The organism is Lentzea fradiae, assembly GCF_900100955.1.
Taxonomy (GTDB): Bacteria; Actinomycetota; Actinomycetes; order Mycobacteriales; family Pseudonocardiaceae; genus Lentzea; species Lentzea fradiae.
In genome coordinates, this window is record NZ_FNCC01000009.1 from 161082 (window position 1) to 170450 (window position 9369).

At 71.7% G+C, this 9369-nt stretch carries 11 protein-coding genes and 1 pseudogene; 7 read left to right on the forward strand and 5 right to left on the reverse strand.

Annotation, left to right across the window (positions count from 1 at the left end; genetic code table 11):
• The first annotated feature begins 54 nt into the window (after window positions 1-54).
• The 4 genes and pseudogenes from ctaD (at window position 55) to BLT23_RS22340 (ending at window position 4513) form a co-directional block, all read left to right on the forward strand.
• A pseudogene (gene ctaD / locus BLT23_RS22325) lies at window positions 55-1804 on the forward strand (aa3-type cytochrome oxidase subunit I).
• A 4-nt stretch (window positions 1805-1808) separates the two neighbouring features.
• Window positions 1809-2075, forward strand: a complete 267-nt coding sequence (locus BLT23_RS22330) for a DUF3040 domain-containing protein (protein WP_176946875.1) — start codon at window positions 1809-1811, stop codon at window positions 2073-2075.
• 45 nt (window positions 2076-2120) lie between these two features.
• Window positions 2121-2894, forward strand: a complete 774-nt coding sequence (locus BLT23_RS22335; RefSeq protein ID WP_090051783.1) for an alpha/beta fold hydrolase — start codon at window positions 2121-2123, stop codon at window positions 2892-2894.
• The gene (locus tag BLT23_RS22340; protein WP_090051784.1) at window positions 2891-4513 is read left to right on the forward strand and encodes a RecQ family ATP-dependent DNA helicase; all 1623 of its coding nucleotides are present in this window, start codon (window positions 2891-2893) and stop codon (window positions 4511-4513) included. The genes BLT23_RS22335 and BLT23_RS22340 overlap by 4 nt, the downstream gene beginning before the upstream one ends.
• A gap of 10 nt (window positions 4514-4523) precedes the next feature.
• On the opposite strand, the gene BLT23_RS22345 is transcribed toward BLT23_RS22340, so the two are convergent.
• Entirely contained in the window at window positions 4524-4712 is a 189-nt protein-coding gene (locus BLT23_RS22345; protein ID WP_090051785.1) for a hypothetical protein, read from the reverse strand.
• A gap of 28 nt (window positions 4713-4740) precedes the next feature.
• Between BLT23_RS22345 and BLT23_RS22350 the strand changes: the two genes are divergently transcribed.
• Window positions 4741-5310 carry a cupin domain-containing protein gene (locus BLT23_RS22350; protein ID WP_176946876.1) on the forward strand — a complete coding sequence of 190 codons (570 nt, stop codon included), beginning with the start codon at window positions 4741-4743 and terminating at the stop codon, window positions 5308-5310.
• 4 nt (window positions 5311-5314) lie between these two features.
• On the opposite strand, the gene BLT23_RS22355 is transcribed toward BLT23_RS22350, so the two are convergent.
• Together BLT23_RS22355 and BLT23_RS22360 are read right to left on the reverse strand one after the other, a co-directional pair.
• Complete coding sequence (locus tag BLT23_RS22355; RefSeq protein ID WP_090051787.1) at window positions 5315-5740, reverse strand: DUF6292 family protein; 426 nt, start codon at window positions 5738-5740, stop codon at window positions 5315-5317.
• Window positions 5741-5828: 88 nt separating this feature from the next.
• A complete protein-coding gene (locus BLT23_RS22360) occupies window positions 5829-6245 on the reverse strand; it encodes a hypothetical protein (RefSeq protein WP_090051788.1) in 417 nt (138 codons plus the stop codon).
• 161 nt (window positions 6246-6406) lie between these two features.
• Between BLT23_RS22360 and BLT23_RS22365 the strand changes: the two genes are divergently transcribed.
• Together BLT23_RS22365 and BLT23_RS22370 are read left to right on the forward strand one after the other, a co-directional pair.
• Window positions 6407-7336: a LysR family transcriptional regulator gene (locus BLT23_RS22365; protein ID WP_176946877.1), complete on the forward strand. Its 930-nt coding sequence runs from the start codon at window positions 6407-6409 to the stop codon at window positions 7334-7336.
• A complete protein-coding gene (locus BLT23_RS22370) occupies window positions 7320-7670 on the forward strand; it encodes an HNH endonuclease (protein ID WP_218133833.1) in 351 nt (116 codons plus the stop codon). Before BLT23_RS22365 ends, BLT23_RS22370 begins: the two co-directional genes overlap by 17 nt.
• On the opposite strand, the gene BLT23_RS22375 is transcribed toward BLT23_RS22370, so the two are convergent.
• A complete protein-coding gene (locus BLT23_RS22375; protein ID WP_218133834.1) occupies window positions 7651-8907 on the reverse strand; it encodes an MATE family efflux transporter in 1257 nt (418 codons plus the stop codon). The two genes, BLT23_RS22370 and BLT23_RS22375, sit on opposite strands and share 20 nt — an antisense overlap.
• The gene (locus BLT23_RS22380) at window positions 8904-9350 is read right to left on the reverse strand and encodes a hypothetical protein (protein WP_090051790.1); all 447 of its coding nucleotides are present in this window, start codon (window positions 9348-9350) and stop codon (window positions 8904-8906) included. Before BLT23_RS22380 ends, BLT23_RS22375 begins: the two co-directional genes overlap by 4 nt.
• Window positions 9351-9369: the final 19 nt, after the last annotated feature.

Consider the following 9369-nt stretch of genomic DNA (forward strand, 5'->3'; position numbering starts at 1 on the left):
CGGGTAGTCCGGGCGCTGCGCGGCGCCTGGCCGCGTGGTCGCCGAAGGGGAGACATGACGACGCTCAAGCCGGTACCGGTCGTCGCACACCCGGTCTCGCGGGGCCGCAAGGGCTCGGCGTTCCTCAAGGTCCTGCACACGACCGACCACAAGCTGATCGGGATCATGTACATGATCACGTCGTTCGGCTTCTTCATGGTCGGCGGCCTGATGGCGCTGCTGATGCGGGGCGAGCTGGCGCGGCCGGGCCTGCAGTTCCTGTCGAACGAGCAGTACAACCAGCTGTTCACCATGCACGGCACGATCATGTTGTTGCTGTACGCGACCCCGATCGTGTTCGGGTTCGCGAACTTCGTCGTGCCGTTGCAGATCGGGTCGCCCGACGTGGCGTTCCCGCGGCTGAACGCGTTCTCGTACTGGCTGTTCCTGTTCGGCGGCCTGATCGTGGTGGGGTCGTTCCTCACCCCCCGCGGGCGCCGCCGACTTCGGCTGGACCGCCTACACGCCCCTGTCGAGCGCGACGCACTCCCCCGGCATCGGCGGTGACCTGTGGATCGCCGGGCTCGTGGTCGGTGGTCTCGGCACGATCCTCGGCGCGGTCAACATGATCACCACGATCGTGTGCCTGCGCGCGCCCGGCGTGACGGCGTTCCGGATGCCGATCTTCACCTGGAACATCCTGATCACCAGCATCCTGGTGCTGCTCGCGTTCCCGATCCTCACGGCCGCGCTGCTGGGTCTCGCCGCGGACCGGCACCTCGGGGCGCACGTGTTCGACCCCGCCAACGGCGGCGTGATCCTGTGGCAGCACCTGTTCTGGTTCTTCGGCCACCCTGAGGTCTACATCGTCGCGCTGCCGTTCTTCGGCATCGTGACCGAGATCCTGCCGGTGTTCAGCCGCAAGCCGATCTTCGGCTACAAGGGCCTGGTGTACGCGACGATCGCGATCGCGCTCTACTCCGTGGTGGTGTGGGCGCACCACATGTACGCGACCGGCGCCGTGCTGCTGTTGTTCTTCTCCGCCACCACGTTCATCATCGCGATCCCGACCGGCATCAAGTTCTTCAACTGGATCGGCACGATGTGGAAGGGACAGCTGACGTTCGAGACGCCGATGCTGTTCAGCATCGGGTTCATCGTCACGTTCCTGTTCGGCGGCCTGTCCGGCATCCTGCTGGCCTCGCCGCCGCTCGACTTCCACGTCACCGACACGTACTTCGTGGTCGCGCACTTCCACTACGTGCTGTTCGGGACGATCGTGTTCGCCACCTACGCCGGCATCTACTTCTGGTTCCCCAAGATGACCGGCCGGATGATGAGCGAACCGCTGGGCAAGCTGCACTTCTGGACGACGTTCCTCGGCTTCCACGGCACGTTCCTGGTGCACCACTGGCTCGGCAACCAGGGCATGCCGCGCCGCTACGCCGACTACCTGCCGTCGGACAACTTCACGTTCCTGAACACGTTCTCCACCATCGCGTCGTTCCTGCTGGGCCTGTCCGTGCTGCCGTTCCTCTACAACATCGCGCGCAGCTACCGGTACGGCGAACCGGCGGGCGGGGACGACCCGTGGGGCTTCGGCAACTCGCTGGAGTGGGCGACCACCTCTCCCCCGCCGCGGCACAACTTCCACGAGCTGCCGCGCGTCCGGTCGGAACGGCCCGCGTTCGAGCTGCACTACCCGCACATGATCGAGCGGATGCGCGACGAGTCGCACGTGTCCATCACGAAGCCGGGTGCGGCGGGCGTCGACAAGACGACAGAGGAAGTCCTCGCGCCGACCGACCGCGAGACGAAGCACTGAGCCCGTGGACGCCGCCCGCGAACTCCGGGAGCTCCGGCGGATCGAACGCTGGCTGGCCGTCAACGACCCGGACCTGGCCGCGGCGCTGAGCACCGCCCCGCCGCGCAGCAGGAACCGCAAGCCGGTCCGGGTCGCCGTCGACGTCTTGGGCGTGCTCTGCGTCGTCCTGGGCGTCCTCACCGGCGCGCTGCTGCTCGTCTTCACCGGCTGCCTGGTGCTGATGACCGGGCTCTGCCTGCACACGACCTGCCGGGGCCGCCGCCAAACGTGACGGCCGTTGTGGTTAGTTCTCCTCGTTCCGGGCTACCTCCCCGGCATGACTACAGGTGCTGCTGGAGGACTGCGGGCTCTTGCCAAGGAGCACGTCGCGGTCGCGGCGCTCACGATTCCCCGCCTGCTGCGCCACCGGGTGTGGCGGGACGCCGACCCGCAGGAGGGCGCCGGGCAGGGCGTCGTGCTGGTCCCCGGTTTCGGGGCCAGCGAGCTCAGCCTCACGTTCGCCACGACGTGGCTGCGCGACCGGGGGTACCTGCCGGTCGGCGCGGGCGTCGGCTTCAACGTGGGCTGCACGTCCGAACTGGTCGACCGGATCGAGCGGCGCGCGGAGGAGCACGCAGAGGCCACCGGCGGACCGGTGGTGCTGCTGGGCCAGAGCCGCGGTGGCGGCCTCGCCCGCCTCGCCGCCGCCCGCCGCCCCGACCTCGTGTCCGGCCTGGTGATGCTCGGCAGCCCCCTGCTCGACCCGGTGGGCGCGCACCCGCACGTGATGCTCGCGGCCAAGGCGCTGGCCCGGCTCGCCTCGGCCGGCCTGCCCGGCCTGATGAACCCCGACTGCCTCGAGGGCGACTGCTACGAGGAGAACATGCGGGCGATCACCGCGCCGCTGCCCTCCGGCCTGCCCGCCTTGTCGGTGTACTCGAAGTCCGACGGCATCGTGCCGTGGGAGCTGTGCCTGGACCCGTCGGCCGAGTGCGTCGAGGTGCACAGCACCCACACCGGCATGGGCCTCGACCCGGACGTGTACGTGGCCCTGAGGCCGCGCCTCGCCGAGTGGGCGGCGCGCCGGTACGACCTGCGGCCCACGGGATGAACGACCCCGCGCACGGCGACCTGGCCGCAACCGCCGAGGAGGTGTTCGGCTGGACCGAGCTGCGCGACGAGCAGCTCGTGGCCATGCGGCACCTGCTCGACGGCCGCGACGTGCTCGTCGTGATGCCGACCGGCGCGGGCAAGTCTGCGATCTACCAGGTGCCCGCGATCCTGCTCGACGGACCGACCGTCGTCGTGTCGCCGCTCATCGCCCTGCAGCACGACCAGGTGGCCGGGCTGCGGGCCAGTGAGGCTCCTCCGGCCGCCGCCGTGAACTCCGCGCAGTCCGCGGAGACGAACGAGCAAGCCTGGGAGGCGTTCGCCCGCGACGAGACGGAGTACCTCTTCCTCGCGCCGGAGCAGCTCGCGAACCCCGAGACCGTCGAACGGCTGCGGGAGCGCAAGCCGTCGTTGTTCGTGGTGGACGAGGCGCACTGCGTGTCCTCGTGGGGCCACGACTTCCGGCCCGACTACCTGCGGCTGCGGCACGTCGTCACCAGCCTGGATCACCCTCCGGTGCTCGCGCTGACCGCCACCGCGAGCGGCCCCGTGCGCGACGACATCGCCGAGCACCTCGGCCTGCGCGACCCGGCGGTGCTGGTCGCCGGCTTCGACCGCCCGAACCTGCACCTCACCGTGCGGCAGGGCACCGACGAGGACGACCGCAGGCGGTCAGTGCTCGACTGGGTGACGAGCCACCCCGGTCCCGGCCTGCTCTACGCCGCCACCCGCAAGGACACCGAGCGCTACGCCGCCGACCTGGTCGAACGGGGTGTGCGCGCCGGAGCGTTCCACGCGGGCATGAAGGCCGCGGACCGCCGCCGCGTGCAGGACGGGTTCATGAACGGCGACCTCGACGTCGTGGCGGCCACGTCCGCGTTCGGCATGGGCATCGACAAGCCGGACGTGCGGTTCGTGGTGCACGCGGCCACCCCCGGCTCGCTCGACGCGTACTACCAGGAGATCGGCAGGGCTGGCCGCGACGGCGACCCGGCCGAGATCGTGCTGTTCCACCGGCCGGAGGACCAGGGCCTGCACCGGTTCCTGACCGGCCGCAGGCTCGACGAGGACTGCGTCCGCGAGGTGGCGGCCGCGGTGCGCGAGGCGCCCACGACCGTCGCCGACCTCGCTCGGCGCGTCGACTGCTCGCGCAGGAAGGTCACCGGGCTGGTGAACCTGCTGGAGAGCGCCGGAGTCCTGCGCACCTCGCTGAACGGCGTGCGGTACGTGCACGACGCTCCCCCGCCGGACGAGGCGCTCGCGGCCGCCCAGGCCCAGGCTGAGCGCCAGACGAAGCGGGAGCGGTCGCGCGTCGAGGTCATGCACGGCTACACGGGCACGCGCGGCTGCCGCAGGCGGTTCCTGCTCGGGTACTTCGGCGAGCGGCTCGACGAGCCGTGCGGCCACTGCGACACGTGCGACGACGGCCTGCCGCCCGAGGAGGGGCGCGACTCGGAGTTCCCGCCGAACTCCCCCGTGCGGCACGAGCAGTGGGGCCGCGGCACCGTCGTGCAGCACGAGGACGACAAGCTGATGGTGTTGTTCGACGAGGTCGGCTACAAGACGCTGTCGCTGGAGGCGATCCGCGGCACCTCGTTGCTGACCGCCGTCTCGTCCTGAGCCGGCTCGCTCAGCCCTGGTCGGGGTCGTCGGAGACCGAGTAGTCGGACAGGCCGACGTTGCCGGTCGGGTTCGGTTCGGGGTGGGTGGAGCCGGAGGCGCTGCGGCCCGGCGTCGTGCCGTCGTCCTCGGTGGCCTCGTCGAGCGAGGTCCTGGCGGCGTCGTCGTAGCGCTGTTCCTGCCCGCGTTCGGTGCTCATGCCGTCCGGCTACCCCTGGCGGAGCGTCGTGAACGCGTTTGGCGCCGGTCTCTGCGGCAACCCGGCTGCCATGCCGGAGGAACTGCCGTTCGAGCCGCCGCAAGACCGCCTGCGCCCGGAAGACCTCGCCAAGATCGCCGAGGCGGTCGCCGCCCGGCCGTCGCTGTGGGAGGAGGGGCTGCGCCAGACGACCGCCGAACGCACTTATGCCGAGGTGTTCACCAACGAACACCTCGGCGTGTGGGCGATCTCCTGGATGGCGGACGGGCACGACACGGGCTTCCACGACCACGACCGGTCGTGCGGTGCGGTCCACGTGGTGTGCGGCTGCATCCGCCACGAACACCTGCGGCTGGGTGCGCGCCCGGTCGGCGCGGCGGTGGGTGAAGGCGGGACGTTCTGCTTCGACGACACGTTCATCCACCGGATGCGCCGCGAACCGGGCTCGGCGGCGACGGTGACGATCCACGCCTACTCGCCGCCGTTGCGGCAGACAGGCCAGTACGGCGAACACCCGGACGGGCTGCTGCACCGCACGCCCACCGACTCCGAGGAGCAGCTCAAGCCGCACGGGGGCCAAGGCACCCCGAGCCGGTGATGGTTCAGGAGAGGACGACGCCTCGCGGCGAAGGCACGAAAGCGGTGAAGTCCCGGTTGTCCACGGTCACCTCCGTACGCAGGAGACCCTTCACCCAGCTGACGACGGCAGCCGGTGCGGGCCTCGGGTCACCACCCCGCCGTTCGAGCTCCACCAGCTCGCCGCGGCGGTCCTCCACCGCGACCGACCAGCCGGTCAGCTCGTTCCACAGCAGGGCGACGTAGTGGTCGGGGAAGTCCGGCAGCCGCCCGTCGAGGGCCACGTACGCCGCCGGGCGGGGGTGCGTCTCGACGAACGAGCTGTCGCCGCGCAGGCCCAAGCCCGTCACGACCTCGCGGACGTACTGGCGCGCGTGCCGATACGCCGAGTCGTCGAAGTCGAGGTCCAGGTCGAGGTGGTTGTCGAGGTCGAAGTCGAGATCACCTGGCATTTCGCGTTCCATGCCTGTCGTGCCTCCATCGCCGAACACACTGTTTGTGCGTCGGCCGGATACCCCGCCGGGGTCTGCGCAAACCTCGTCAGGACGACTTCACGCGTAGATTTCGGACGAACAAGACAGTCGACTCGGGTGCTTCGGCGAGCACGAAGCCGATCTCGTCGTCCGCGGCCACCAGGTCGCCGGCGGACTCCGCCGTCCACCGCACGTCCGCGATCAGCTTGACCTCGCCGTCGGGCTGGGCGACCGTCGCGCCGATCGGCACGGCCACCTCCTCGCCGGTCTGGCGGGAGTCGCCGGTCTGCTCCAGCACCACGGTGCCGCCGTCCTCGCGGCCACCGGGGTCGGGCAGCTCCGCCACCAGGCGCAGCCCGCTCAGCCGCACGGAGTCCCCGGTGCGCTCGACCCGGCATTCGCCCTCGAAGTCGAGCACCATCGTCTTCGACCGCAGCGTCACCTCGGTCTGTTCGGCTCGGGCCTTGCCCGCGATGTCGGCCATGCGGTGTGCCTACCCGTGTTCCGGCTCGTGAAAACACCGGTGCCGCTCACGCACCTCGGGGCACGGTGTGGTGAGGTGCGGGAGCGGACACGCCCCGACGATGCTCCCCCGCACGGCGGCCCGGTAGTGGGTGATCACCGATGAGGTCATAGGCTGCGCCTATGCCACTGCCGTCCAGGGTCACCGACCTGACCAGCTTCGACCTGCTGCTGAGCGTCGCGGAGCTGGGCAGCATCGGGCGGGCGGCACGCGCCTGCGGGATGTCGCAGCCCAGCGCCAGCGAACGGCTCCGGGCGCTGGAGGCGCGGGTCGGCGTGGCGCTGCTCGAGCGGACCCCGCGCGGTGCGCGGCTCACCACCGCGGGCCAGCTCGTGGCCGGGTGGGCGGCGCCGGTGCTCGCGAAGGCCACCGACCTCGACGCCGGGCTCACCAGCCTGCGCGCCGACCGGCAGGGCCAGCTCCGGATCGCCGCGAGCCTCACGGTGGCCGAGTACCTGCTGCCCGCGTGGCTGATCGCGCTGCGGGTGGTCAGCCCGGACACCGCGACGGTGCTCACGGCGGGCAACTCGGTGCACGTCGCCGAGCAGGTCCTGGGCGGCAGGGCCGACCTCGGGTTCATCGAGAACACCGGCGTGCCCGCGGACCTGACCGGCCGGGTCGTCGCCCACGACGAGCTGGTGCTGGTCGTCGCGCCCGGCCACCCGTGGGCCCGGCGGCGCCGCGTCACCGCCGCCCAGGCCGCCGCCACCCCGCTGGTCAGCCGCGAGCCCGGTTCGGGCACCCGCCAGGCGTGGGAGCACGCGCTGCGCGCGGCGGGCGTCACGGAGTCGGCCGGTGCGTTGCTGGAGATGTCGTCGACCACCGCGATCAAGGCCGCCGCGACCGGGGGCATCGGCCCCGCCGTGCTGAGCCGGTACGCGGTGGCAGCCGACCTGGCGACCCGCGCCCTGGTCGAGGTCGAGGTGACCGGCCTGGACCTGCACCGCGCGCTGCGGGCGGTGTGGCCCGCCGGGAGGACACCCCGGGGCCCCGCCTCCGACCTGCTGGCCATCGCGACGCGTAGGCTCACCACCCGTGCCGACCGGGGGTAGCAAACAGGTTCGCGCCGCGCGCAAGCGCAAGAAGCGCATGGCCCGCGTCCTGCACGACCTCACCGACGCGCAGTGGGACGCGCTCAGGGCGGCGTGGGGCGGCTGCGCGTACTGCGGCACGTCCTCGGGGGCGTTGCAGAAGGACTGCGTGCAGGCGATCTCGCGCGGTGGCCGGTACACGCTCGGCAACGTCGTGCCCGCGTGCGGCTCGTGCAACGCCAGCAAGTGCAACTCCGAGGTGACGGGCTGGCTGCGACGCAAGAAGCTCGACGAGCGCGCGTTCCTGGTGCGGCACTACGAGATCGGCAAGGACCTCACCGCGCGGTTCGCCTGAGGCGGACGGCCAGGAGGAACGCCGTGCCCTGTCCCACGCCGATGGCCACGTCCGCGACGACCAGCGCGACCCAGAGCCCGGTCAGGTCCCGCGTTCCCAGCGCGACGGCGGCCAGCACGCCGAAGCAGACGGCGAACACCACCAGGCTCGGCGTGGTCCGCTTCAACCCGACCAGCCCGAAGCCCAGCACCGCCTGCACGCCGTCCGCGAAGACCACGAGCACAACCAGCGGGAGCAGCCCGCGGACCACCGCCACGACCGCGGGATCGGTGCTGAACAGCGGCACCACGTCCCCCAGCACGACGATCCCGCACCCCACCGGCAGCGCCACGAGCGCGACCACCAGACCGGCGGCGACCGCGCGCCGCACCCCGTCACCTCCCGCACGGGCGCTGACCACCGGCACCACGGCCTGACCGATCGCGATGGCCGCGGTGAAGGCCAGCCCCACCAGCGAGGTGGCGATGTTGTGGGCCGCTGCCGCCGTCGCGCTGATCCGGGCGGCGGCGATGGCCAGCACCCCGAGCACCGCGAACTTCACGAGCGCCGTGCCGGCCAGCGGCAGCCCGACCCGAGCCAGCTCGACCACGTGTCCCAAGTGGACTTTCCAACCCGGCCCGTGCCGGAGTTCGCCGCGCAGCAACGACATTGTGACGGCACAGCCGACGGACTGGGCGGCGCAGTACGCCACTCCCGCTCCGTTGAGCCCGAAAAAGCCTACCAGCAAAGGCGAGAGCACGGCCGTGCACGCCGCCACGAGCAGACAGGCGCGCAGGACGGCCTTCCCACGCCCGAGACCGACGAGGACGGACGTGCCCATCGCGCCGAACCCGGTGATCACCACACCCGCGGCCATGAACGCGGGGAACGCGCCCAGTGCCGCGACGACCTCCGGCTCGACGCCACTGCCCCGCGCGACGAGCGGAACGCACGCGACCGCGACGGCACCCAGCAGACCGGCGAACACCGCGAGCCACGCACCGTCGCGCACAACCTGTTCGACGTCGCCCGGCCGGACGAACGGCAGAACACCTCGCACAGCACCGGTCACCGCCGCCAGCGCGGGGAAGTACACGGCACCCGTCACGGAGAACGCCGCCAGCTCGACGGTTCCCGACCGGCCGAGCGCCGCGGTCGTGACGAGCGCGCTCACCGACACCGCGACCATCGACACGTACAACGGCAGCGCGGCCCCGGCGACCCGCCTGACGTCGTGCGACAGCACCGATCTGCTCAAGCGGAGTTGCGGATCACGTGGTAGCTCTGGAAGAGCGCGTCCCAAGCCTGGCCGCATCGGTTGTCCAGACTCGCGTCGGCGCTGGCGCCGCCCGCCGCGAACCACGGTTCGCACGGTGCGAGCTCGGAGACCTGGCGCCGGACGTCGGCGATGGCGGCCTGCCCGGCGGGCGCGAGCTTCGCGGACTGCCGCTCCACCTCGTCGACCACCGCCGTGACGTCCGGCAGCAGGCGGGCGCAGTTGTCGGCGGGGTCGACGGGTTCGCCGCGCAGGCGGGCCACGCACGCGGTCAGCAGGGCGCCGACGGCGTCGAGCCGGGGTTGCAGCTCCGGCAGGGCACTGCCGTGGGACGAAGGGGATGCGGGGCTGATCGTGGGCAGCGAGGTGGTCGTGGAACCGCACCCGACCAGCAGCAGAGCCAGCGCGATGACGGAGTGGCGCATGCCAGGCAGCCTAGCGACG

What these genes read in the sequence shown, in the direction of transcription:
- BLT23_RS22360 (WP_090051788.1), bottom strand. Translation starts at nt 6,245, where the DNA reads ATGGCCGACATCGCGGGCAAGGCCCGAGCCGAACAGACCGAGGTGACG.
- BLT23_RS22340 (WP_090051784.1), top strand. Translation starts at nt 2,891, where the DNA reads ATGAACGACCCCGCGCACGGCGACCTGGCCGCAACCGCCGAGGAGGTG.
- BLT23_RS22335 (WP_090051783.1), top strand. Translation starts at nt 2,121, where the DNA reads ATGACTACAGGTGCTGCTGGAGGACTGCGGGCTCTTGCCAAGGAGCAC.
- BLT23_RS22355 (WP_090051787.1), bottom strand. Translation starts at nt 5,740, where the DNA reads ATGCCAGGTGATCTCGACTTCGACCTCGACAACCACCTCGACCTGGAC.
- BLT23_RS22365 (WP_176946877.1), top strand. Translation starts at nt 6,407, where the DNA reads ATGCCACTGCCGTCCAGGGTCACCGACCTGACCAGCTTCGACCTGCTG.
- BLT23_RS22345 (WP_090051785.1), bottom strand. Translation starts at nt 4,712, where the DNA reads ATGAGCACCGAACGCGGGCAGGAACAGCGCTACGACGACGCCGCCAGG.
- BLT23_RS22380 (WP_090051790.1), bottom strand. Translation starts at nt 9,350, where the DNA reads ATGCGCCACTCCGTCATCGCGCTGGCTCTGCTGCTGGTCGGGTGCGGT.